The sequence below is a fragment of the Oceanobacillus manasiensis genome (genome assembly GCF_000724085.1).
GTDB lineage: Bacteria > Bacillota > Bacilli > Bacillales > Amphibacillaceae > Oceanobacillus_B > Oceanobacillus_B manasiensis.
Genome location: NZ_CCDL010000001.1, coordinates 1,630,650 through 1,653,615, shown reverse-complemented (window position 1 = coordinate 1,653,615; position 22,966 = coordinate 1,630,650). Strand labels below are relative to the sequence as shown.

Annotated in this window: 25 protein-coding genes and 1 riboswitch; of the genes, 3 read left to right on the top strand and 22 right to left on the bottom strand. The window is 39.5% G+C overall.

Features of this window, described 5'->3' with window-relative positions; translation table 11 throughout:
• Positions 1-92 precede the first annotated feature (92 nt).
• The 8 genes from BN985_RS19215 to BN985_RS08065 all read right to left on the bottom strand — a co-directional run bounded on the left by BN985_RS19215 (position 93) and on the right by BN985_RS08065 (position 4,790).
• Positions 93-263: a hypothetical protein gene (locus tag BN985_RS19215; RefSeq protein WP_198029983.1), complete on the bottom strand. Its 171-nt coding sequence runs from the start codon at positions 261-263 to the stop codon at positions 93-95.
• 142 nt (positions 264-405) lie between these two features.
• On the bottom strand, positions 406-897 hold the full coding sequence (locus BN985_RS08095) for a VanZ family protein (RefSeq protein WP_042222429.1): 492 nt from the start codon (positions 895-897) through the stop codon (positions 406-408).
• A gap of 186 nt (positions 898-1,083) precedes the next feature.
• Positions 1,084-1,413 (bottom strand): helix-turn-helix domain-containing protein, encoded by a 330-nt coding sequence (locus BN985_RS08090; protein WP_042222427.1) that lies wholly within the window; start codon positions 1,411-1,413, stop codon positions 1,084-1,086.
• A 71-nt stretch (positions 1,414-1,484) separates the two neighbouring features.
• Positions 1,485-1,619 carry an anti-repressor SinI family protein gene (locus BN985_RS08085; RefSeq protein WP_156960099.1) on the bottom strand — a complete coding sequence of 45 codons (135 nt, stop codon included), beginning with the start codon at positions 1,617-1,619 and terminating at the stop codon, positions 1,485-1,487.
• A 23-nt stretch (positions 1,620-1,642) separates the two neighbouring features.
• Positions 1,643-1,725, bottom strand: a riboswitch (cyclic di-GMP riboswitch).
• A 153-nt stretch (positions 1,726-1,878) separates the two neighbouring features.
• Entirely contained in the window at positions 1,879-2,550 is a 672-nt protein-coding gene (locus BN985_RS08080; RefSeq protein ID WP_042222424.1) for a hypothetical protein, read from the bottom strand.
• A 36-nt stretch (positions 2,551-2,586) separates the two neighbouring features.
• Positions 2,587-3,177: a signal peptidase I SipW gene (sipW, locus tag BN985_RS08075; protein WP_042222422.1), complete on the bottom strand. Its 591-nt coding sequence runs from the start codon at positions 3,175-3,177 to the stop codon at positions 2,587-2,589.
• A 2-nt stretch (positions 3,178-3,179) separates the two neighbouring features.
• Positions 3,180-4,034 carry an amyloid fiber anchoring/assembly protein TapA gene (tapA, locus tag BN985_RS08070; RefSeq protein ID WP_198029982.1) on the bottom strand — a complete coding sequence of 285 codons (855 nt, stop codon included), beginning with the start codon at positions 4,032-4,034 and terminating at the stop codon, positions 3,180-3,182.
• Positions 4,035-4,175: 141 nt separating this feature from the next.
• Positions 4,176-4,790: a CalY family protein gene (locus BN985_RS08065; RefSeq protein WP_042222419.1), complete on the bottom strand. Its 615-nt coding sequence runs from the start codon at positions 4,788-4,790 to the stop codon at positions 4,176-4,178.
• A 439-nt stretch (positions 4,791-5,229) separates the two neighbouring features.
• Here BN985_RS08065 and BN985_RS08060 point away from each other — a divergent pair, with 439 nt between their 5' ends.
• From BN985_RS08060 to BN985_RS08050, 3 genes are all read left to right on the top strand, one after another.
• Positions 5,230-5,820, top strand: coding sequence for a class D sortase (locus BN985_RS08060; RefSeq protein ID WP_042222416.1), 591 nt, complete (start codon positions 5,230-5,232; stop codon positions 5,818-5,820).
• A gap of 142 nt (positions 5,821-5,962) precedes the next feature.
• Positions 5,963-7,990 (top strand): penicillin-binding transpeptidase domain-containing protein, encoded by a 2,028-nt coding sequence (locus tag BN985_RS08055; protein ID WP_042222414.1) that lies wholly within the window; start codon positions 5,963-5,965, stop codon positions 7,988-7,990.
• 83 nt (positions 7,991-8,073) lie between these two features.
• Positions 8,074-8,691, top strand: coding sequence for a hypothetical protein (locus tag BN985_RS08050; RefSeq protein ID WP_052360646.1), 618 nt, complete (start codon positions 8,074-8,076; stop codon positions 8,689-8,691).
• Between the two features lie 297 nt (positions 8,692-8,988).
• Here the strand turns inward: BN985_RS08050 and aldA are convergent, their stop codons facing one another.
• The 14 genes from aldA to BN985_RS07980 form a co-directional block, all read right to left on the bottom strand.
• Complete coding sequence (aldA, locus tag BN985_RS08045; protein WP_042222412.1) at positions 8,989-10,431, bottom strand: aldehyde dehydrogenase; 1,443 nt, start codon at positions 10,429-10,431, stop codon at positions 8,989-8,991.
• Positions 10,432-10,524: 93 nt separating this feature from the next.
• On the bottom strand, positions 10,525-10,962 hold the full coding sequence (locus BN985_RS08040) for an IDEAL domain-containing protein (RefSeq protein WP_042222411.1): 438 nt from the start codon (positions 10,960-10,962) through the stop codon (positions 10,525-10,527).
• 159 nt (positions 10,963-11,121) lie between these two features.
• Positions 11,122-11,469, bottom strand: a complete 348-nt coding sequence (locus BN985_RS08035; protein WP_042222409.1) for a DUF779 domain-containing protein — start codon at positions 11,467-11,469, stop codon at positions 11,122-11,124.
• Positions 11,470-11,491: 22 nt separating this feature from the next.
• Positions 11,492-13,012 (bottom strand): aldehyde dehydrogenase, encoded by a 1,521-nt coding sequence (adh, locus tag BN985_RS08030; protein ID WP_042222407.1) that lies wholly within the window; start codon positions 13,010-13,012, stop codon positions 11,492-11,494.
• Between the two features lie 285 nt (positions 13,013-13,297).
• A complete protein-coding gene (locus BN985_RS08025; RefSeq protein ID WP_042222405.1) occupies positions 13,298-13,480 on the bottom strand; it encodes a cold-shock protein in 183 nt (60 codons plus the stop codon).
• A gap of 168 nt (positions 13,481-13,648) precedes the next feature.
• Complete coding sequence (locus tag BN985_RS08020; RefSeq protein WP_042222404.1) at positions 13,649-14,389, bottom strand: Cof-type HAD-IIB family hydrolase; 741 nt, start codon at positions 14,387-14,389, stop codon at positions 13,649-13,651.
• Positions 14,390-14,392: 3 nt separating this feature from the next.
• A complete protein-coding gene (locus BN985_RS08015; RefSeq protein WP_042223044.1) occupies positions 14,393-15,586 on the bottom strand; it encodes an MDR family MFS transporter in 1,194 nt (397 codons plus the stop codon).
• 104 nt (positions 15,587-15,690) lie between these two features.
• Positions 15,691-16,290 carry a pyroglutamyl-peptidase I gene (locus BN985_RS08010; protein WP_042222403.1) on the bottom strand — a complete coding sequence of 200 codons (600 nt, stop codon included), beginning with the start codon at positions 16,288-16,290 and terminating at the stop codon, positions 15,691-15,693.
• 1 nt (position 16,291) lies between these two features.
• Positions 16,292-17,239, bottom strand: a complete 948-nt coding sequence (locus BN985_RS08005) for a 5-oxoprolinase subunit C family protein (protein WP_042222401.1) — start codon at positions 17,237-17,239, stop codon at positions 16,292-16,294.
• A 25-nt stretch (positions 17,240-17,264) separates the two neighbouring features.
• A complete protein-coding gene (locus BN985_RS08000; protein WP_042223042.1) occupies positions 17,265-17,993 on the bottom strand; it encodes a 5-oxoprolinase subunit PxpA in 729 nt (242 codons plus the stop codon).
• 1 nt (position 17,994) lies between these two features.
• Positions 17,995-18,747, bottom strand: a complete 753-nt coding sequence (pxpB, locus tag BN985_RS07995) for a 5-oxoprolinase subunit PxpB (protein WP_042223040.1) — start codon at positions 18,745-18,747, stop codon at positions 17,995-17,997.
• Between the two features lie 24 nt (positions 18,748-18,771).
• Positions 18,772-19,974 (bottom strand): CynX/NimT family MFS transporter, encoded by a 1,203-nt coding sequence (locus tag BN985_RS07990; protein ID WP_042222399.1) that lies wholly within the window; start codon positions 19,972-19,974, stop codon positions 18,772-18,774.
• A 392-nt stretch (positions 19,975-20,366) separates the two neighbouring features.
• A complete protein-coding gene (locus tag BN985_RS07985; protein WP_084157475.1) occupies positions 20,367-20,462 on the bottom strand; it encodes a putative holin-like toxin in 96 nt (31 codons plus the stop codon).
• A 292-nt stretch (positions 20,463-20,754) separates the two neighbouring features.
• Positions 20,755-22,773: an LTA synthase family protein gene (locus BN985_RS07980; RefSeq protein ID WP_042222397.1), complete on the bottom strand. Its 2,019-nt coding sequence runs from the start codon at positions 22,771-22,773 to the stop codon at positions 20,755-20,757.
• Positions 22,774-22,966 lie beyond the last annotated feature (193 nt).

Here is a 22,966-nt window from a genome sequence, read left to right as displayed (position 1 = left end):
CCCTCCTTTACTCTACCTATATCATACCATTTTTCATAAGGTTTTGTAGAAAGAAAAAACTGCATTTCACTAAATGCAGTAAAGGGAATCCATTATTTACTTTTCAATCCAGATTGTGGTGCACTTGCATTTGGAATTAGTGTTTCGTGTGTAAGTTCATTTATTAGCGTCTGGATCATTTCTTGAGAGGATTTTATATGATGATTTTCTGTCTCATGAATTACTTTACTTAACATCAGTTTAAACTTTTCTTGCTCAACCATGTTCTATTCCCGCCCTTTTGAATTTGTCATACTTGTTGAATCGTAGCATACGGATAACGAAAACGCTGTCGAATTATGTCGCAAAGCATCAATTTTTACAAAAACTTTAGATTTATTACCTTATTCGTACGTTGATGTGGTTTTAATGAGGTCTTCTTGCTTTTCTTCTATTAAATAATGCTAGAAGCCCTATAGCCAATAGTGCCCCAAAACTATCCAGGATTACATCTCCTGCATAAGGTGTTCTATTTGGTGTAAATCCTTGATGCACTTCATCTGTAATGGCATATATTACCGTTAGCAGAAAAGAAAAACCAAGAATTTTACTAGATTTTAGTGTACTAGATTTTCTAAAAGCCAAATAAAATAGCAAACAGAGTATTAAAAAGACAGATACGTGTGCACCTTTACGTATGAAAAATTCAATAAATCCTGCAACACCTAAACTTTCCACACTCACTACACTATTATGATAAGTAAAGGCTATCCAATTAAGATAAGGCTCAAGAAAAGATAAGTCTATTATAGTATTTAAGAATGGCTTAACATCCTGGTTTTCATAGGGCTGATGTGAAGAATAAAAAATGACCCCCATCCAGCATACGGGCAAAAGCCAAAAAATGTGTTTTTTCATGATTGTGCTCCCTGTTCCAATTATTATGGAGTTATATGAAATAATTGCTTGTTTAACCAATTTGCAGAAGTTAAAAACTATCCTTTTAATAAGATAACCTTAAAAATCCCTATCGACAATACCCCCGTTTGAAAAAGACCAAACAAAAAACCGTGCATCACTGCAACGGTTTTCGAGAGAGTCATCTCATCTACCTTTATTGCTACGCCATTTGTTAAACTCAAGGTATTCTTTAAATTGTTCTTTTGAGACACCAGACTCCATTGCTTCCTGTACGATTCTTAACCATTCGTCATCTAAATCCTCAGGATCGGTTATGTTTTCTTCCCGTAAGAGATCATTTACCGTCGTACCAAGAACGGTGCTTATTTTTTCAATAAACTGGATCGATGGATTTGTCTGTAGGTTCCGCTCAATTGAACTCAGGTATGACTTAGCCACCCCTGCTCGTTCAGCTAGTTCAGAGATAGACATCTTTTTTTCATTTCGAAGTTGCTTGATTTTTTCACCGATCAAGTCCTCACCTTCTTTCAAAGCGAATTATATCATAAAGTGGGTGAGGAGTTCTATATAAAGTACAATTAAATTCATGCATTATGTACTGATTCCGACTGTTGTAGAAATTGGCGGATTTCCTCTGTTGTCATTCCTAAATTTTTTGCCCGTTTAATTAATTCAACCCATTCACCATCTAATGAAACTTGCTCCACTATTTTTTCCATATCCCTATCCCCCATCATTATTTCCAGATAACCCAGCCATCTTAGCACATGCCTTAGACCTGTGGTTTTGCGCCCCCGCCTTTCGAAGAGTATGCCTTTTTCTGAGGAAAATTTAAATTAGATACCAATTAGAAGTGCCTAGTGATATGATACTATAAAGCTGCGACTATTTGCGTAGGTTCTTTTGTCTTATTTCAACTAGTTTTGTAAGAGAAAGAAATTCAATTACACCTGTTTTGTCGAAGGATATGGAATTTTTTTAAATGCGTTGATCTTTTATTGTTTGTGCCTTCCGTATGAGGAGAATTCCAGCCCCGACAGATAAGAGGATCGTTCCAATAAGAAGAAGGGTAAATATACTTGTTGCTGTATTAGGTAACGCTGCTCCGTTTTTATCTGACGTAGCTCCACTTCCATTTCCATCTCCATTACTAATATTGCCACCCACACTAATTACGTCCTGTTGTTCTTTCCCTTCTGCTGTTACGATGAGAATAAATTCTGTCGCTAATCCTTGAAATTCATTACCCAAGTGTTCCGGGAAAAAAACGGTAAATTTAAGTTCCTCCTGCTTACCTGATGCAAGATTTCTTTCCTGAATTTCAAAGTTTGGTAGATTCCCTTTATAAAGTATTTCATCCCCGTCCATTACCTCGATAATTAATTCATTAAAGAGCTTTTCCTCATCCTGTGTATTTCGAAGCTCTATCTGATAGTCGAAATGCTGTCTACCATTGTTCGAAACGATAAGATTCCGCGGGGCCCAGTCACCTGGCTTCATATTTTGAACCTGAAACAAGTAGTCATTTGGTGACAGTTTTATATCTAACTCCTCTGAAGTGTTTGAAGCATCATCTGCAGAAACGTATCCTAAAGGAACAAAGGCACATAGCAATACGATAAGACTTGAAATGAAAAACCGTTTATTCATGGAATCCACCCCCTATGATCAGAATTTCGCTTTCTATTAGGAAGAGAGCGATTGGCTCTCTTCCAGTTTTTCATTGTTCTTTTTATTTTGCTTCTCTATTTCTGCTAACGTTCTCCATATCGTAATGCCAGAATAGAAGAGAAGCATAATTCCTGGTATGAGCAATAAAAAGGCACCGTTTTTCGACTGAGCAAAGTTGACCAGGTATCCTAGGTAGGGGATGGTAAACCCTGTATATTCCGCTACAACATTATCAGATAGTACTGGTTCAAGATCCACTGCATTATTATTATCACCTTTCGTGCGGTACATCACTTGCTCACCACTTGTGACAACTTCGGTGATACGGTGAGTAATGAGTTTTTCTTCCGCATCCATAAACGTGATGACATCTCCATCTTTAAATCGCTTCATATCTCCGTCAGGCTTTACTGCGATCAGAGAGCCTGTTTGGATCCCTGGTTCCATCGAGCCAGACAGAACTGTTTTCAACTGGTACCCAGCGATCTCTGGTTCCCCTCCAGAAGCTTTGGAGGTAACAACAACGACTGCCAGGACAATGAGTACAGCAAATAGTAGATAAGTGGTAAGCGCGCTAACCCACTTTTTTATTTTTTTAAATGACATGTTTATTCTCCCTCTTCCTCTTCTGTAGCTTGTGGCTGCTCTTGCGTTTTAGCTTTCTGATCTTCTTGAGACTTCTCTGCTTTTTTGCTTTGTGTTTCCTTCTCAGTCTGTTGCTCTTCTTTTCCTTCCTGCTTAGAAGATTCCGTATTCTGTTCGTTGTTTTGCTTTGTTTCTGGTGTTACCTCACTATCTTCTTCAGGTGCTTTCTCTGTTTCGACTGTCTTCTGCTCTTTATTGTCTTTGTTGTTCTCCGCACTTTCTTGTTGTTCATTTTCTTCGGTTTGGACTTCCTCTACTTGATCCTTTTCTACCTCTTCAATCTTTTCTTCTTCTTTTACTTTTTTCTCTTTACACTTCACCTTTACTTTTTTACTCCAGACCTCTGATGCTTTATCGGTTTCTTCTTCATATAGTGAATGCTGGTATGTTTTGAAAATATAAAACCCTTCTTTTTCTGCTGTATAAGTGAGGGTTGTCGTTTCATTTTGATCAAGTGGGACAATTTCTCCAGACCCTACTTTCTCACCTTTCTTATCTGGGTTGCCCTGTTTGGAAAAGAACACTTCATAGGTAGTTGGCTCTGTCATGGAAAAACCTTTATTTTTCAATCCCACCGATAAATTTACTTGAGGACATGATGTTTCATCCGCTTTCGGATCCCCTATAAAGGCAAGTTCACTACCATCCCACCAGGTCCCTGCCTGGATTATCTGTTCATTTTCCTGTGAGGATACGAAATAGGCTCCTGTTCCGGAAGCAAGGTATCCTAATGTAAAGATAGAAATATAACAAATAGCAGTAACCTTCCACAGTGTTACAAATTGCTTATACCTTTTAAACTTACGCATCCGACTCATTCGCAACATTTTCCCTCCATTCAACATGATTCATTGCTTTCGTAAACGTAGCGATCTAAGTGCTACCCTTACGAAAGCAATATCTCTGTTTTATAATATGTATGGAAGAAAGACGGGAATATCCCGCCTTTCTTTTAAAGCTTATCTGCTTTGCCCTTCACCTTGGTGTCCAGTAAAGTTCCAATTAAGTTCTAAAGAATCTCCCTGGAATTTGTTTTGATCTTCTCCGCTATCAACAAATTCAAATTGAACATGTAATTCATCCGAATCGCCTGGTTGTAGTCCACCACGTTCTTCAAAGAAAGGAATAAAGACTTCATTAGCAACTGCGTCTGGAGACATACTCTGCAATTCTGCAAGCGTCGTATAGTAGACAACATTGTCTGGAGACCATGGTCCTAATACTGCTTTATCTTCATTCCATAAGAAGTTAACTCTGATATGCTCACCGAAATCTTCTCCAGCATTGTTGCTGCCAGCATCGATAACTTCATATGATGTTTCTAGTAAAACTTCAGCAATTTCAAGTGAGCCCCCATTACCAAGAGTAAACGAACGGTTCATCCAATCACCTGGCTTTAAGTTTTCAACATCAATGATTGTAGTTGGATTAGCATTAAGATCTAATGTACCTGCAGCAAATGTGCCATTTGTTTCTGCTGTATCACTAAAGTATGCAAATGTTCCTCCGCCTACTAATGAAATTCCTAGTGCTGCTGATGCAATACCTAAACCTAATTTTTTCTTCATGCTCATAATAAAATTCCTCCTCTTATTTTTTACATATTGTGAGATACATTACGCTGCTGTTTCCTGAAGAAATACATGATAATTACCTTGACAAACGAACAGATACTACTTCAATCATCTTCATATACAGCGAATATCCCCCTCCCTATGTATAATCCTCGTTCTTTTTATCTATAATTGCGTTTGTTATAACGAACGATTACTTGCAGTATAGGTCATATTTCACAGTTTGAAAAACTTCAAATTTGCTCATTAATTCTATATAAAGAACAATAAACTCTACTTTTCTTTCATTTACTTAAAATTTCTTACTATTTTAATTTTTTGACCGGAATTTTGTTCTTAATAAAATGTAAAATTATTGTTTCTTTCTTTTTCTAATCTTTTAAAAACAGAAAGCTTTCTATATACTAGAAGTAAATGATGAACCCAAGGAGAATTGCCTATGAAAAAGCTCTCTCTATTACTAATTGTTGCTGGAATTGTTTTACTCGGTTTTGGAGGGTATCAGTGGTTCCATACGGCCCAAGCTCAAAAAAACAGTCTCGCTGAGGCGCACACTATGCTGGATAAGGAAGGCAAAGTTTTGGAAAAGGAAGAGGTTGCAGAAACAGCTAAGAGTTTCTTTCCGGAAATGGGTGAAACTACTGGTATTTTAGAAATCCCAAGGCTTAATGCCGAGTTACCTATCGTAGAAGGAACTGACGAAGATGAACTTGCCAAAGGTGTAGGCCATTACAAAGGAACAGCCTATCCTGGACAGAATGATCAAATTGTATTATCAGGTCACAGGGATACTGTTTTTCGCAGTATGGGAGAACTTGAACTAGGGGACCATTTAACTGTAAAAGTTCCTTATGGTGAATTCACCTATGAAATAGTAGATACAAAGGTTGTGGATGCAGATGATCGTACGATTATTTCGCCTACTACACCTGATGAAGTGTTGACCTTGACCACCTGCTATCCCTTCTCTTTTGTAGGCAGTGCCCCAGATCGTTATATCATTACTGCATTACCAATCGAGAAAAAATAGTGTACCCATCACAATAATTGTATAGTAGCAAAATAGCCACCGGGGTTTCTAACTCCTTGTGGCTGTCTGTATTTGCTGAATTCTTTGCCAAACATGTTATAATAGACCTAGATAATTAGATAGAATACTGGAGGGGGATCCGATGAAAAAGATAATATTAGCCTTAGCTGCTATCATTTTGGTAGTGTTAGCCGGCTGTTCAGACGATGAAGTGACACCAAATGAACGATTTGATACATATGTGAAGCATTGGAGTGAAAAGGAATTTTCTGATGCTTATGAGATGCTTTCAAGTGAATCAGAAGAAGCGTATCCGACCGAGGAATACGTGGATCGTTATAATAAAATATACGAAGATCTAGGAATCTCAGATCTTTCCATTAGTTTCTCAGAGTTGAAAGAGGAAGAGCTGGAAACCGCCATGGAAGAAGGAGCAGCTACCATTCCTTTTGAAGTAACCATGGAAAGCATCGCGGGACCGATTAACTTTGACTATGAAGCAACCCTTATACAAGAAGGAGAAGAAGAGGAACAAAACTGGTATGTGCAGTGGGACCCTGGCTTCATATTTCCAGAATTGCAAGATGGCGGGGAAATTAGTATTGTAACTGACCAAGCTACACGAGGGGAAATTCGCGACAGGAATGAAATGCCGATTGCAATGAATGATAAAGTTTACGAAATTGGAATTGTTCCTGGGAAACTGGGCGACAATCCTGAACAGAACAAAAAAGCAATTGCAGACCTTTTAGGACTTTCAGTAGATGCCATAGATGAAGCATTAAATGCCTCGTGGGTAGGACCAGATGTATTTGTTCCTATTAAGAAGATACCAGCTACGGAAGAAGAGCTATTATCTCAATTATGGGAAATTGCAGGTGTTGGTGGGAATGAAGGAACTGGCCGTGTCTACCCTACTGGTGAGACTGCAGGGCATCTAGTCGGTTATATTGGGCTGATTACAGCTGAGGAGTTAGAGGAACAGGAACCTGGCATGTATAGCGCTAACGATATGATTGGTAAAAGAGGCCTTGAAAGCCTTTATGAAAAGCGGCTGAAAGGAAAAAAAGGTACACGTATCGAGGTAGTGAAGGAGAACCAGGAACCTGTGATACTTGCTGAAACCCCTGTGGAAAACGGAGAAAATATTACGGTTACCATTGATGTTAACGTACAAGAAAGCATTTATGAATCTTTTGAAGAAGATTCCGGTACTGCTGCAGCCATAAATCCTAAAACCGGTGAAACGATGGCACTTGTAAGTAGTCCGTCATTTGATCCAAATGACATTTTATATGGTACAGATGCCAACCTTTGGGCAAACTTGGAGGAGGAAGAACAGCAACCACTGTTAAATCGATTCAGTGCGACTTTTGCACCTGGTTCAACCTTAAAACCAGTTACCTCTGCGATTGGGTTAAAAAATGGCAGTATTGACCCCAATGAAGGGTTAGAAATTGATGGAAAGAAATGGAGTAATGGAGAAGGATGGGGAGAATATGCTGTTACGCGTGTGTCAGAGTCAAATGGCCCTGTTGATCTAGAAGAAGCGCTTGTTCGTTCTGATAATATTTACTTTGCCATGCAAGCTGTCAACATGGGAAGTGAAGCTTATGTAGAAGGGTTACAGAATTTCGGATTTGGTGAAGATTTTCCATATGAATACCCATTTACCTCCTCTAGTATTTCTTCTGAAGGAAATCTAGATGATGAAGTATTGCTTGCCAATTCAAGCTATGGACAAGGTCAATTAGAAATGAGTGCCTTACATCTTGCTACGACATATACTACTTTTTTAAACGAAGGGAATATGCTTAAACCAACACTACTTGCCTCAGAAGAGACTGGCCAAGTATGGAAAGAGAACTTACTTGATCCTGAACAAGCAGACTTAATGAATGATTTACTCTATGAAGTTGGTCAATCAGGTACACCATCCAAATATACTGCCGACTCAGAAGTAGCAATTTCCGGTAAAACAGGTACAGCAGAGTTAAAACGAACCACAGAAGAGTCTGGCGAAGAAAATGGCTGGTTTGTTGGCTACCCAACAGAGGAAAATAAACAGGATTTGTTAATCGCAATGATGGTGGAAAACGTGAAGGAAATAGGCGGAAGTGGGTACACGACCGAAAAAGTAGTAAAGGTAATAAATGAATTAATCGAATAATCGTATCAAACATCCAGAGGCCAAATCACAAGAGGATTTGGCCTTTTTTTGCCATTTAGTTAAGCTCCTAAAGACACGAGGAGGTGTTCACCATTAAAAAAGTCCTTCATCTTATATCAACTGAACGTATGGTATTGTATTTCGCTCTAGTAGGTTGGTTTAAAGACCAGACTGTCCAAAGAAACACATCCATTTACCCCTACAATAAAACATCCCAAATAAAGACGATTGTCATTTTATTTTCCATTCTTATCTTGTTAGAAGGAACCATTTTTCATTTTCTCATACAGTTATGGAGCCAAGTCGCTGCCTGGGCTCTAACCATATTAAATATCTACGCATTGCTTTATATGGTTGGTTTATATCATTCAGTTAGAACATTGCCACACACACTTAATAAAGATACACTCATAATTCGCCATGGATATCAAAGCAGCATAGAAATAAATATAAAAAACATTGAAAGTATCAAACCAGCTAAGGATCAGGAAGGAATTGAGGACAAACGAAAAAAAGATATATTTTACGCTTTAATGGTCATGGATTCTCCGCAATATGAAATCTTACTAAAAAAACCTGCTCCTATGATAGGTATGTATGGAAGAAAAAAATACGTCAAAACGATAGTATTCAGAGCGGATGATCCTAATCAGATGGTGGAAGATATCAAACGTACAATGGGATCTTCAGGCCACAGCTAAGAAGCCATTATTTTAAATGAAAAAAGCGGATGGACCAAAAGTACTTTAGTTACATGAAAACCCGAGCTATCCTTGAATAAAGGATAGTTCGGGTTATTTTAATTTAAGCGTAGGCAGAAAACGGAGACTCCAACGGGAACAGCACGAGCCGAAGACCCCACAGTGGTGAACTTTCCACGAGGAGGCTGAGGCCGTGCCCGTGGAAAGCGGAGTGTTCTGCCGAAGTGATGCCAGAAAGTATTGTTCGCATTTAAGCATTGCTCCTTTAGTTATGTCCCAGACCTTTTCTTCATTCATTTACTGCTTATACTGCATATAAACAACCTGTGTCACAAGAAAGTCTTCTACTCCGTGTTTACCGTCTGTTCCACCAAGTCCTGATTGACGCATCCCTGCATGATAGCCTTGGATTGCTTCAAAGTTTTCTCTGTTTACAAATGTCTCGCCGAATTTCAAATGATTTACTACATGCATGGCTTCGTGAACATTATCGGTATAAACAGAAGAAGAGAGTCCATACTTCGTGTCATTTCCCATTTGAATTGCATCATCTAGCTCTTTATATGTCACAATAGGTACGACTGGCCCGAAAATCTCTTCTTTAATAATTTCGGAGTCATGTTGAACATCTTTGAGAATTGTCGGCTGTAAGAAAAATCCTTTTTCCTTATCAGCTCGTTCCCCACCTGTTACAAGCTCAGCCCCCTCTTTAAGTGCTGTTTGTAACATCTCTTCTACTTCTTCCAATCTTTCCTTACTTACAAGGGGTCCCATTCCCGCTTCTTTGTTTTCTCGAGGATTATCCACTTTTACTGCTTCAAAAGATTTTTTTAATCTTTGAGTGAATTCCTCTGCTACCTCTTCTTGGACATAAATTCTTTCGGCATTCGTACAAGCCTGTCCATTATTCGCCAGTCTTGAAGTGGTAATATGCTTTGCAGCTAAGTCTAGATCAGCATGTTTTGTTACAATAGCAGGTGCTTTCCCGCCAAGTTCCAGGTTTACCTTGGTTATGCTTTGAGCGGCTGCCTCCATTACTTTTGTCCCTGCCGTAACACTACCAGTCATGGATACCATGTCCACATCCGGATGCGATGCCAACGCATTTCCTAAAGTAGAGCCTTTTCCTGTAATGAGATTGTACACTCCTGCTGGAATTTCTTCCGTTTCGTGAATCAGTTTAGTGAATTCTACAGCTGTGTTTGGTGTTTTCTGGCTTGGTTTAAGGACAATGGTACAACCCGTTACGAGTGCTGTGGCAACCTTTCTAGCTAAAATGAAAACAGGAAAGTTCCATGGCACAATTCCTCCAACAACTCCTATTGGCTTTTTGTATAAGAGGATATTTTCATTTGGTCTGTCACTCGGAATAATATCTCCTTCTATTCTACGAGCCCATTCAGACATATACTTAAAGAAATCGATCGCCATATCAAGTTCCCCATTAGCTAAATCGAAATCCTTCCCTTGCTCTTCCTGTAATAGGTCTACAAATCTACTTTTATTTTTTTCTAACTTTTCTCCTAGTTTGCGAACTATTTCACCACGCTCAACAGCTGGTGTATGTTCCCAACCATATTGTGCATCTGCAGCAGCCTTGACTGTCTTATTCACATCTTCTTCCGTTCCGTTAGCTATCTTTGAAATCACCTGTTCTGTGGAAGGATTTAATACTTCAATTGTGTCTGTTGCAGTTGATTCCGTATATCTTCCATTAATGTATATAGGGTGTGTCTCCAAAGTAATGCCTCCTTTGTGGTATGCTACTTAAAATTTTCCACTGTTGGATGGCTTTGAAACATTTTTAAAATGGTCTATGTATTACAAAAATGACTACAACATTTTTAATAAAGAATGGAAAGTTTCCTCATCCCTTTCATCAAGAGCTTTATCAATGGATCTTTTAATGTTTGCTAACTCAAGCTGGTCAATTAAAATATCTAGTTCATCATTGTCCCATAGAGAGGTCGCTTTCTTTGAAAAATAAGGTTTTATAAAGCCCTGAAGATGAATAAGGAAGTCACTTTGAAAAAGGAGCTCATACATAGAAATGTGTTTTTCCTCTTTTCCATGTTGAAAAACAAAAATAGCATCCTTATTAACCACTTCACCTGTTTCTCTGTTTACATGAATTGAAGTAGCATCAAGAGGCACATAGTGGTATTCCTTACCATTAACTAAAACTACAAATCCACCAATTGATAATTTCAAATAAATGGCACTGCTGCTTAAGCCTATTCGAAACGGCAAAAATGACTTAATGATGACCATACTTTCCTTCCAGCTCCTTACTCTAGGCATTTGTTCATTAAAAAGAACGATTACTTTATTATAATTCATTTTGCCTAGTAATTAAAGCCTATACTATGTAATTTTGTATAATGAAAAGCCAGCCCCTATAATAGAAGCTGACTTTATAGTTACATAATTCTAATCCACTTTTTCTTCTTCTGTAAAAATGCGGGATCTTGTAAGGAACCTTTTTCCTTCAGGACCCTCAAGGGAAAACATTCCGCCCCTTCCTTCAACCGCATCTATTATAAGCTGTGTATGCTTCCAGTAGGCATATTGGTCCTTAGAAATATAAAAAGGTGTGGAACCAATTTCACCGAGCAATATGTCAGAATCTCCAATACGAAATTCACCCTGCGGATAACACATTGGAGAACTTCCATCACAACAACCACCAGACTGATGAAACATTAAATCCCCATGTACTTCTCTTAACGTTCGAATAAGCTCCAAGGCCTCTTCCGTAGCAGTGACCCGTTCTGTCACATACCTCATCCTTTCTTGGTTCTTAAAATAGACCTGCTGGTTGCTCACTATAGCTAACAAGTAAATTTTTTGTTTGCTGATAATGACTGAGCATCATGAGATGATTTTCACGACCAATACCCGATTTTTTATAACCGCCAAATGCCGCATGGGCAGGATATTGGTGGTAACAATTGGTCCACACGCGGCCTGCTTCAATATTTCTACCGAAACGATATGCAGTGTTCATATTTCTTGTCCACACCCCTGCACCTAGCCCATATAACGTATCGTTTGCTACAGCAAGCGCTTCTTCATCATCTTTAAATGTGGTAACAGATAAAACCGGACCGAAGATTTCTTCCTGGAAAATACGCATCTTATTATTACCTTTAAAGATCGTAGGCTGAACATAATATCCGCCTTCTAGTTCTTCTTCTAATTTGTTAACGTTCCCCCCTGTAAGCACCTCTGCTCCTTCCTGTTTACCAATATCCAAGTACGACTGAATCTTTTCCATTTGTTCCTTAGAAGCTTGCGCACCCATCATGGTGTCCGTGTCTAGTGGGTGACCAATTTTGATTTGGTTTACTCGTTCAATTGCCCGCTCCATAAACGTATCGTAAATGGATTCATGTATAAGTGCTCGTGAAGGACAAGTACAAACCTCTCCTTGGTTTAAAGCAAACATAACAAATCCTTCTATTGTTTTATCCAGAAAACCGTCATCTCTATCTAGCACATCTTCAAAAATAATATTTGGCGACTTGCCACCTAATTCAAGTGTCACTGGAATAATATTTTCCGAAGCGTATTGCATGATCAATCGCCCTGTTGTTGTTTCACCGGTAAATGCTATTTTAGAAATGCGACTGTTGGACGCTAGCGGCTTACCTGCTTCTACACCAAAACCGTTCACAACATTTAAAACACCAGGAGGCAGAAGATCACCGATAAGCTCAATTAAAACGTGGATGGATGCTGGTGTTTGTTCTGCAGGTTTTAAGACAACACAATTACCTGCTGCAAGGGCTGGTGCCAGTTTCCATGTAGCCATCAGGATTGGGAAATTCCATGGTATAATTTGTCCTACCACACCAAGTGGCTCATGAAAATGGTATGCGACTGTATCATTGTCTATCTGGCTAATTCCACCTTCTTGGGCCCTAATCACTCCTGCAAAATAACGAAAGTGATCTACTGCCAGCGGTATATCTGCTGCAAGTGTCTCCCTTACAGCTTTACCGTTATCCCATGTTTCTGCTACTGCTAACAATTCTAAATTCTCTTCAATTCGATCAGCAATCTTGTTTAAAATATTGCCCCTAACTGCTACAGATGTCTCTCCCCATTCCTTCTTTGCTGCATGTGCTGCATCAAGTGCTGCTTCGACGTCCTCTTTCGTCGACCTAGACACCTCACAAAATACCTTTCCCGTAACCGGGCTGACGTTTTCAAAGTACTTGCCATTTGCCGGTGGACGATACTCTCCCCCAATGTAATTGTCATACCTGTCTTTAAACTGGACTATCGATCCTTCGCTATTCGGATTTGCATACCTCAAACTATTCCCTCCTCCTATTGTAACCGCTTACAAACTAGGTGATAAAAACTAGGTGACATTCTATTAATAATATATCAATTAAATCAGAATCATTCAAACAATTTGATTAGACAGATTTCAATAGGGAGTAGCTAATTATGGAATAAGATCCGACGTTATGTAGTAGCATAAATTGACACTTAAAAAGATCCCCCGAGTTTATGAAAAACTCGAGGAATCTATTCTAAGGGCAATATATTTATTTGCCTATCTTATAAATGCTAATTCAAGAGAGACGCGATCATATTACTTTACTTCTGGAAGTACACGTACTTCCTGTTCCATTGTAGATTTACAAAGTGGACATTCTGGCTCCTGTGCAAAACTGTAGCTTTCTCTCATCCAACCTTGACAGTCGTCGCTAGTACATGACCATACGTTTGTTTCCACTTCTGGAACTGGCTCCTTAGGTCCGCGAGAAAATGACATATCGGCATCCCCTTTCCTGTTACCTTTCTATTATACTCCTTTCCAGAGAACAAAGAAAGGTCCTATCCTAATTTGATGTCCATGTTTCAAACACTCTAACTAGTATTATCCTTCTAGATAGTATAGTCAGATTTCAAGAAATTTATACCAAAAAAGGGGAGAGAGATGTTATAGGGCAAACCGTGCAATTGCTTTTGCAACACCGTCTGAATTATTTGTATCTGTGACAAAATCTGCCGCCTGTTTAATAGCGTCTTGTGCGTTCCCCATTGCCACACCGATCCCAGATTCCTGAATCATTTTCATATCGTTTAAACTGTCACCTACCGCCATGACATCGTTCATCGTTATGCCAAGCTTTTCACATACAAGTTTTAGCGCACTTGCTTTGCTTACACCTTTGGGATTTGCTTCCACGTTCGTCGGTAGGGAATTCGTTAATTCAAGATCATCATAGTAGGAAAGCTCTTTTACCATCACATCGAGCTTCTCTTTATCAAATGACTCACAACCAAATTTCAGCCAATCATGTGCATAAAAATCCTCTGGTGGTGTTTCTCTATACACACCATCTGTCGAAATCATCCACATGCCGACACCTGTTTCAATCCCTAGATTCCAGAGTTTTTCCATTTTGGTCGGATCCATCAAATGCTGGTCCACAAGTTCTTTCTGTACTGTCCAAACTTCTCCCCCATTAGCTGTTACCAAATAGGATTGGAGACCTAGCATTTCTGCATATGGGTAACAGGAGTTCAACCATCGTCCTGTACTAAGTACGACTTGGACTCCTTTTTCAAGCGCTTTGGCGATAACCTCTTGTGTATATGGTGTTACCTTGTGGTCACTCGTTAGTAATGTTCCATCCATATCAAGTGCAATAAGTTTCACTTCTTGCTTTTCTTCCATTTGTCAAACCTCCGTGTTTTCAGTTCTATTCTCTAATTTAATTTTGCGATCATATACTTTTGTCGTGATAAAAGGAATCATTAAGAGACCTAATAAAATAATAAATAAGAGTTCAATATTATAGAAATCAACGATAAAACCCCCAAGCACTGGGCCTAGCATTCTTCCTGTTGCAGCAACACTGTTTACAATCCCCTGATAAAATCCTTCCCTGCCTTTAGGCGATAGCTCGTTTGCCAAAGTTGGGATGGCGGGCCATACAAGCATCTCACCTATTGTCAAAATGACCATAGCTGCTGCAAACATCGTAAATGTCTCTGAGACCATGGCAATGAGATAGGAAACGATAAAAATGGCTGTGCCCATGTAAATATGTACCTTTTGAGATGTTATACGTCCTGCAATCCATTTTACCAGAGGTTGGCCAATAACGATAAGGAAACCGTTTATTGCCCATAGGGTACTATATTGTTCTAATGGTATGCCAATATCCTGTGTATAGGAAGCGATGGTTGACTGCCATTGACTGTATGCAATCCAAGCGATAAGAAAGCCACCACATAAAATAAACAAGGCAATAAAAGATGTTCTGCTTTGTATTTTTGCCCGTTGCTGCAAAATAGATGTGTGCATTTGCCGATCTTTTTCTTTGTCGAGATTCCGAAATGTAAACAGAACGATAATAAAATAAATGACAAATACAGTGGCATTGGAAAAAAATATATAATTAAAAGAAATACTGGCAATATAGCCACCCAATGTCGCACCCAGCGCCACTCCAAAATTTTGCGCAACATAAATAGCGTTGAAAGCTCTTCTTCCTCCTTCAGGCCAGATTGATCCAGCCATAGCAAACATAACGGGCCAGGTAATTCCTGAACCGAATCCGATTAGCACGAGAAAAATGGAATAAGTCACGATGCTATCATGTGTGAAGGCAAGCATGATGGCAGAAACCACAGCAATGCCTGTCCCTCCCAGAATCGTTTTATAGGCGCTAAATTTATCGAAAAGGAGCCCTCCGATTAGATTTCCTGCGATCGACGCACCTTGATTAAACATTAAAATGAACCCCGCAAAAGCTAAGCTTTTACCGAGCTCATTATGCATATAAATGGTGTTTAACGGCCAAAGAAAAGAGGCCCCTGTCACATTAATTGCTGTTGCTATTACTAATAGCCAGATATATTTTGGCATTCTCATCATCTCGCAATCTCTCTTATGTACCACGTAATTTTATTACACTTTTCATACCGTGGCAATCCCTAATTGCGTTTTGAAAATTAGCCTATTTGTCTATATCAGGGTAGTGTCTCAATCGCGATTATAATAGCTTTTTGTAAATCTTCTTCAGACCAGCTTGGCATACTCTTTTCCACAGCTAGTGCATGAGATGCCGGCATATGAATAAAACCTGAAAGAATGTTCAAACCATGCTGCTTTGCATAATGTAAGCCGTGATACATTACATTATTACATAAATAAGCACCTGCAGTATTCGATATTTTAGCAGGTAATTTCTCTTCCTTTAATCGGGCTACAATCTGTTTGATTGGTAATGTGGAAAAATAGCCATCTGGCCCATCACTGAAAATGGGCTCCCCATCCGGTTTATGCCCTTCGTTGTCCACTGGACCATCATTACAATTTATTGCAATTCTTTCTGGTGTGATACAATTCCGACCAGCTGCCAATCCTAGTGAGATGACAGCATCTGGTTTGTGCTGTTTCATTAATTCGATCAATTGCTCTCCAGATTTACTGAAATCCACTGTAAGAACTTCCCCTGTAACCTCATACCCATTGATCTGTCGCCCATTCAATGTCTGAGCAATCGATGTAGTTGGGTTTATTGGGAAATCTAAAAAAGGTTCAAATCCTGTTAAAAGTAATCTTTTCATCTTATTTCCTTCTCTCTATATGTTGTCGGAATTGTTCTAAGCGATGGAGAAATTGCTCTTCTTTCCGAACCTTCTCCTCTGCTTCTTCAATGGAGGATGGCCTAAAGCAAATCTCCCCGCCAGGGATGAGCTGTGCAACCCTTGGGAGATCTGTTGAAAAAACGGTACCAATTCTCGGGTAGCCACCAGTTGTTTGCCTGTCTGCCATTAGAATGATCGGTTCTCCACCACTCGTTATCTGAATTCCTCCAAAAGGGATGCCATCTGACCATACTTCCACTTTTTCTGGCTTTATTGTTTCCCCTTCCAGCCTATAGCCCATTCGGTTTGAATTGGATCCCACTTTATATGGTACTGCAAAAAATGTTTCCCGATCTTTCTTTGCAAAATAATCTGTATGTGGTCCTTCTACCAATGAAACAGTAATCTTTTTTTCATAGCTTGGAATCAAGGAACTTGCTAAACTAATACCAGAAGCTACTGTGATTGGGTAACCCTTGATGGTATCTCCTTTTTCTAATGGCTTTCCGAAACCACTATTTCCATCAACAGAACTACTACCAAAGTATTTCGGTGCCTCAAATCCTCCAGCTACAGCCAAATATGCCCGCACACCTGATTCGTGTTTGCCAAAAGCAAGTTCATCTCCTTTTTCAATTCTTACTGTCTTCCACATGTCGATAGGCTCTCCATTACATGTCGGGTTTAAATTTGCACCTGTGATGACAATCGTCATGGAGGATTTCGCAACTAGGTTAGGACCTATTAATGTAATTTCAAGGCAGGGGCTTGTTCGACTATTTCCTAAGAGAATGTTCGCCACTTGGAGTGCGAACTTATCCATGGCTCCTGATACAGGTACACCGAACTGCTGATAGCCCTTGCGTCCCAAATCTTGAAACGTTGTCTGTACTCCTGGCTTCATAACCTGAAAGAGCTCTTGCTCCATGATGCGCGCCCCCTTATAGGATTATTTAGATGCTTGCTTTGGTAATGCTTTGCTGTTGTAGTGCTGAGGTTAATTCTTTTACAAAGGAAACTGCAGACGCTCCATCACCATGTACACAGATTGTATCAGCTTGAATGGGAATATTTTTCCCTTGCACGGTCATAACCATGCCTTCTGATAGCATTTCCCTCACTTGCTTAACTGCCTGATCCACCGTTTTAATTAACGCTCCTGGCGTGTTTCTTGGGGTAAGACTTCCATCCTCTTGGTAAGTACGGTCAGCGAATACTTCGGAAGCGACACGTAAGCCTGCACGTTTACCCTCCTGAATTAAGTAACTACCTGCAAGTCCATATAAGATAAGATTTTGATCAAAGTCTGAGACAGCTTGGGCAATTGCCGTTGCAACACGCTTATCTTTCGCTGCTACATTATACATAGCACCGTGAGGCTTCACATGGTGCAACGGTACTCCATGCACCTGACAAAAGGCGTTTAATGCCCCAATTTGATAAAGGACTTGGCGGTAGATTTCCTTATCTGAAAGGTCGATCATTCTCCGTCCAAAGCCTGCAATGTCAGGAAACCCTGGATGTGCACCGATTGCCACTCCATGATCTTTTGCTAATTTAACGGTATCTGACATGATGTTTGGATCTCCAGCATGGGCGCCACAAGCAATATTTGCTGACGTTATATGCTTGATTATCTGTTCGTCTGCTCCGAAAGAATAAGTACCAAAGCCTTCACCCATATCACAGTTCAGATCTATTTTCTTTTTCAATCGAAATCACCTCTTCCCATAAGAGATCTGACTGCATATCTTTTAATGTTAACTGATTATATTCCGCTTCTGATATCTCGTAAAACGTAACGCGGTCACCCGGTCTAAACAGAAAAGCATGCTCCTTCTTTTCAGCATCAAACAACGGTATGGGCGTATTTCCGATAATATTCCACCCACCAGGTGAAGTGAAAGGATAGATTCCTGTTTGGGCATCTGCTATACCTACAGATCCTGCAGGCGTATTTGCTCTAGGCTCCTGTAGTCTTGGTGTAGCAAGCTCAGGAGACAAACCACCAAGGTAAGGGAAACCTGGTAAAAATCCAAGCAGATAAACAAGATACGTTGGTTCTTGATGAAGCCTGACTACTTCTTCCTCTTTCATTTGATGTCGCTCGGCCACTTTATGGAGATCGGGTCCTTGCTCTCCACCATAACAAACCGGTATTTGCAACAACCGCCCTTTTTCTTGGATATTTTCTCCAATTGAAGACGCTAACAGCTTCTCTAGCTTCGTTATCAACTCGTTATAGCGAACTTCAAATGGCTCATAATATAAGGTGATAGTATGATAACCTGGCACTAGCTCCGTAACACCGTATATAGCCTTCCCCTGTATAAGTCTACAGTAGCGTTGAATTTGTTGGTTCATTTGTGGGCTAACCTCTCCCGCAAAATCCACTCGAATAACCCCATCTCCGATCGCCGTCATTGTATGTTGCATTCCATCACCGCCTGTCACATTCGATTATTCTAAAACATATTTATTTCTTCCTGCTCCCATGCCGAATAGAACAACACAGGATGAAACCCCAATAAGAAATAGTAAAGGGATACTCCAGCTATGTGTTAGGTCATAAAGCAACCCAATTAGCAAAGGTCCAACAGCTGCTAGCAAATATCCTAGACTTTGAGCCATACCAGATAATGCAGCAGCCTGCTTTGCATCTTTTGCACGCATCCCTAGAAAAGTTAAAGCAAGAGCAAAGGTTCCACTTAGTGTAATGCCAATTAACACCGTGCTTATGCTCATAACAAGGTAGGATTCTCCCATTAAAAGGCCTGTATAACCCGTTATCGATAAAACTCCATTCACAATCACAATCGGACGCTGTGACTTTAGTTTTCCTGCTATAACCGGCACGAGGAAACTTGCTGGCAAACCGACCAGCTGCATGATTGACAGCATCCACCCTGCTGCTGACATACTTAGCCCATATTGATGTAAAATTTCCGGCAACCAGGAAATGGTTACATAAAATAAAAAGGACTGCAGTCCCATAAAGGCTGCAACCTGCCAGGCAAGCGCCGATTTCCAGATTGCATTATTTTCACTTGTAACAAATGCCACCTTCATCGACTTGGTAGCTTTCTCCTGTTTGTTTAAGGATGCCCAGATAAAGATCCCTACAAGGGCAGGTAATGCCCATACAGTCAAGGCCCATTGCCACCCGAGGCCGATATTATTGGCCAGCGGTATACTTAGTCCTGAAGCAGCCGCAGCGAATATTCCCATAGAAGTGGAATAAACACTTGTCATGAAAGCAACCTTTAAAGGAAACTTTTCTTTTATCACGCCTGGTAACAGCACATTGCATATTGCTATCCCAATACCAACAAGCAATGTCCCTAAAAATAACAGAGAAATTAAAGAGAACGATCGTACACTGATGCCTATTAATAAGATAACGAGACCAGCCAGCATTACACGCTCATTTGTATACCGATTCGCAATTCTCGGAATCAGGGGAGACATGATTGCAAATGCGACAAGCGGTAAACTAGTCAGCAAACCTACACTCCAGTTTGACATACCTAACTCGTCTCGGATTGTCGAAATTAGCGGTCCTACGGAGGTAATCGCTGGTCGTAAATTAAATGCGACAACAATAATCCCCGCAATTATTAGAAACTGAGATAATTTCTGCTTGTTTTCTAAGGTGTCTCCCATTTTGTGTTAATCTCCTTTTTCTTATCTCTGTTAATAGTAGCACAATTAGGAAGAAAGAAAAAAATGTAATGATCAGAACGTTATTCAGCTTTCTTTCAAGCTATGTACATATGGAAGGGGGGTTGCAGGCATTATGCTACTTAACCAGGCTATGAACGGTAAATTAAGTGAGGTATAACGGTTAACTACTTTTTAGCTATCATGAAAAAACTGCTTTATGAAACCGTGAATATGGTATAATATTAGTGTAATGCAACATATACTAAGACAAAAGTTTCATTTTAAAAAAGACCACAGCTGCAACTGTGGTCTAATGGATAAGCGGTTCTCCCAGAGGATCGGCTACCTAGTAATAGGCCTCTCCCACATGACAATTGTGGATATGGAGAGGTCTATTTTTTATTGATCATACGAATGATCAGAGTCAGGAGCGCTATCAGAAACGTCCCAAACGAGAGCATCACCATAAATACTTGATAAATATCCAAGTGGCATCCCCCCCTTCATTAGAAAAGGGCTCGCCGATCACTCATGTAAAGAACTTTATCTAGCTACTAGTATACCACACAATAAAGTAAAAATACCCAAAACAGGAACAAACGTTCGTTTTTTATAGAGAAGTTTTTCTACTAGGTGTGTGGTCGTACAACAAGCATATGACTGCTTGTTTAAGATATTATATGCCGCTAATTTAATTCCTTGTAATGCAAATGGGAGGATAAAATATATTTATATAAAAAAGGACACTGACGGCTATGTCAGTGTCCTTTTGCGCTTGCTCTATTCTGCTTCATCCTCAGGAGCGTGCACTTCGTCCTGAATGTCTTCGGGTTGTTTAACCTCTTCCGATTCAGATGATTTTTCTATACCTTCTTCTTCTGGTGAGCCGTAGAAATACTCAGAAGCGTCTATTGGTGTCCAAGATTCATTCGGTGTGTAGAACCTTAGAAGATCGCCGTATAAGACTTCATCTGATAATTCAAGCTCTTTCAGTACTTCTTCTTTCTGTTTCTTCATTTCTTCCGTTGGGTTCTCAATTACTTCTTTTGTTTCGTTATCATAGAACACATCATTTACAGAGCTATATTCTGGTGTCATAAAGTTACCATTTCTGAAAGGAACAACTTCCTCATGTTCCTCTGAGAACAAGTCTGTACCAAACTGAATATAGTCCTTCGCATCAATACCCATTAAATGAAGCATTGTTGGCATAACGTCTACTTGACCGCCATAGGAGTGGTTCGTCCCTTGTCCTTCAACGCCAGGAACTTTAATAAAAAATGGTGTCCGCTGAAGTTCCGCGTTCTTTAATGGTGTAATTTCTTCTCCAGTAATCTCTTCCATGGCGCGATTATGGTTATCTGAAATACCGTAATGGTCTCCATAGATCATAATAATAGAGTCTTCATAAAGCCCTTTTTCTTTTAGATCAATGAAGAATTGCTCCAATGATTCATCAAGATAACGCGCAGTTTGGAAATAACGGTCTACTGAACCATCACCCGTTTCTGCAGGAGCAATACTAGCATCCTCTTCATCTATTAAATATGGATGGTGGTGTGTCAATGTCATCATGTGTGCATAGAAAGGTTGTTGCATGTTCTCCAAATATGGCATGGATTCTTCAAAGAATGGTTTATCCTTTAACCCATAATTTATAACATTTTCTTTACTCATATCATAAAAATCAGCATGGTAGAATTCATCAATTCCTAAATGCTTGTATACTTCGTCACGATTCCAGAACGATTTTCCGTCACCATGAAATACTGAACTAGTGTGACCCTGTTCTTGGTTTAAGATTGCTGGCAATGACTGATACGTATTTGTTCCCTTTGTTACAAACGCAGAACCTTGTGGCAAACCGTAAAGGGATGTGTCCATCGTCAACTCAGAGTCAGCTGTTTTCCCTTGCTCTGTTTGATGGAAGAAATTATCAAAGTACGTAAAGTTTTGGCTCTCATCATGTACGAGAGAATTAAGGAATGGCGTTACTTCTTCTCCATGCAACTCGTAATCTATTAAAAAGGACTGGAAGGATTCTAAATGGATCTTAATAATATTTTTTCCTTCACCTTTACCAAAATATTCTTCATTTGGTGCAGCATACTTGTATTTCGTATAGTTTTCAACTTGTGTAATATCATCACTATCAGCTAATACACGACGTGTAGATGTTTTGGCACTTTGGATCGCATCATAGATTGTGAAATTATAAGCACCTAAATACTTCACAACATAGTTACGGTCAAATGTACGCTCCAACAATTGTGGGCGATCCGCTTCAGCCAACCCAAGATTAATGGAGAAAGCAATAACACCTGCAGCCATAACAGCAAGTGGCTTACGGATTTTCAATCTCGTAACAGACCAATTAGATTTCATTTTAATAAACAAAACAATTAGTATTACAAGGTCCAATGCATAAAACAAGTCAGACACCTGGGCCAAATCTGCAATACTACCACCAATGCTACCAAAGTTGTCTGTTTGCATTAATGTAGGGATGGTAATAAAGTCACTATTGAAACGATAGAAAACAACATTTGCATAAAGAATAAATGTCATGATCGCATCAATTATAATTATAAATAGTCCAGCCTTTCTACCTTTAGCGAATAAGGCTAGCCCTAGAAACAACAGGGCAGAACTTAGTGGATTGAAGAATAATAGAAATTCCTGCATCGCCCCACTTACACCAAGATTAAATTCAAATGAGTAGATTATATACGTTTTTATCCAGAGTAATACAACAGCGATAGCGAAGAATCCCATCTTCGTAGATATTAATTTCTTCACTTATTTTCACCTCTTAGTTTTATTTACATTTAATTAACAATACAACGATTTTTTATTATACCCTACTTATTTACATCGGTCAAAGTTATTTTGAACCAGGTATAACTAACTGTATTACTTGTTTGCTTGTACAGTAAGCCTTCTAGGAAAGGCTTACTAGAAAAATAGAACAATTTACCTATGAAACCAACTA

Bases quoted from the DNA above. Each gene is read 5' to 3' on its own strand.
- BN985_RS19215 (WP_198029983.1), bottom strand. From the start codon at position 263: ATGGTTGAGCAAGAAAAGTTTAAACTGATGTTAAGTAAAGTAATTCAT.
- BN985_RS08040 (WP_042222411.1), bottom strand. From the start codon at position 10,962: ATGGTCATCATTAAGTCATTTTTGCCGTTTCGAATAGGCTTAAGCAGC.
- BN985_RS08015 (WP_042223044.1), bottom strand. From the start codon at position 15,586: ATGCCAAAATATATCTGGCTATTAGTAATAGCAACAGCAATTAATGTG.
- BN985_RS08085 (WP_156960099.1), bottom strand. From the start codon at position 1,619: ATGGAAAAAATAGTGGAGCAAGTTTCATTAGATGGTGAATGGGTTGAA.
- BN985_RS07990 (WP_042222399.1), bottom strand. From the start codon at position 19,974: ATGGGAGACACCTTAGAAAACAAGCAGAAATTATCTCAGTTTCTAATA.
- BN985_RS08080 (WP_042222424.1), bottom strand. From the start codon at position 2,550: ATGAATAAACGGTTTTTCATTTCAAGTCTTATCGTATTGCTATGTGCC.
- BN985_RS08055 (WP_042222414.1), top strand. From the start codon at position 5,963: ATGAAAAAGATAATATTAGCCTTAGCTGCTATCATTTTGGTAGTGTTA.
- tapA (WP_198029982.1), bottom strand. From the start codon at position 4,034: ATGAGTCGGATGCGTAAGTTTAAAAGGTATAAGCAATTTGTAACACTG.
- sipW (WP_042222422.1), bottom strand. From the start codon at position 3,177: ATGTCATTTAAAAAAATAAAAAAGTGGGTTAGCGCGCTTACCACTTAT.
- BN985_RS08005 (WP_042222401.1), bottom strand. From the start codon at position 17,239: ATGGAGCAAGAGCTCTTTCAGGTTATGAAGCCAGGAGTACAGACAACG.
- BN985_RS08060 (WP_042222416.1), top strand. From the start codon at position 5,230: ATGAAAAAGCTCTCTCTATTACTAATTGTTGCTGGAATTGTTTTACTC.
- BN985_RS08000 (WP_042223042.1), bottom strand. From the start codon at position 17,993: ATGGGTGAAGGCTTTGGTACTTATTCTTTCGGAGCAGACGAACAGATA.
- pxpB (WP_042223040.1), bottom strand. From the start codon at position 18,747: ATGCAACATACAATGACGGCGATCGGAGATGGGGTTATTCGAGTGGAT.
- BN985_RS08010 (WP_042222403.1), bottom strand. From the start codon at position 16,290: ATGAAAAGATTACTTTTAACAGGATTTGAACCTTTTTTAGATTTCCCA.
- BN985_RS08095 (WP_042222429.1), bottom strand. From the start codon at position 897: ATGAAAAAACACATTTTTTGGCTTTTGCCCGTATGCTGGATGGGGGTC.
- BN985_RS08025 (WP_042222405.1), bottom strand. From the start codon at position 13,480: ATGTCATTTTCTCGCGGACCTAAGGAGCCAGTTCCAGAAGTGGAAACA.
- BN985_RS08065 (WP_042222419.1), bottom strand. From the start codon at position 4,790: ATGAGCATGAAGAAAAAATTAGGTTTAGGTATTGCATCAGCAGCACTA.
- BN985_RS08020 (WP_042222404.1), bottom strand. From the start codon at position 14,389: ATGGAAGAAAAGCAAGAAGTGAAACTTATTGCACTTGATATGGATGGA.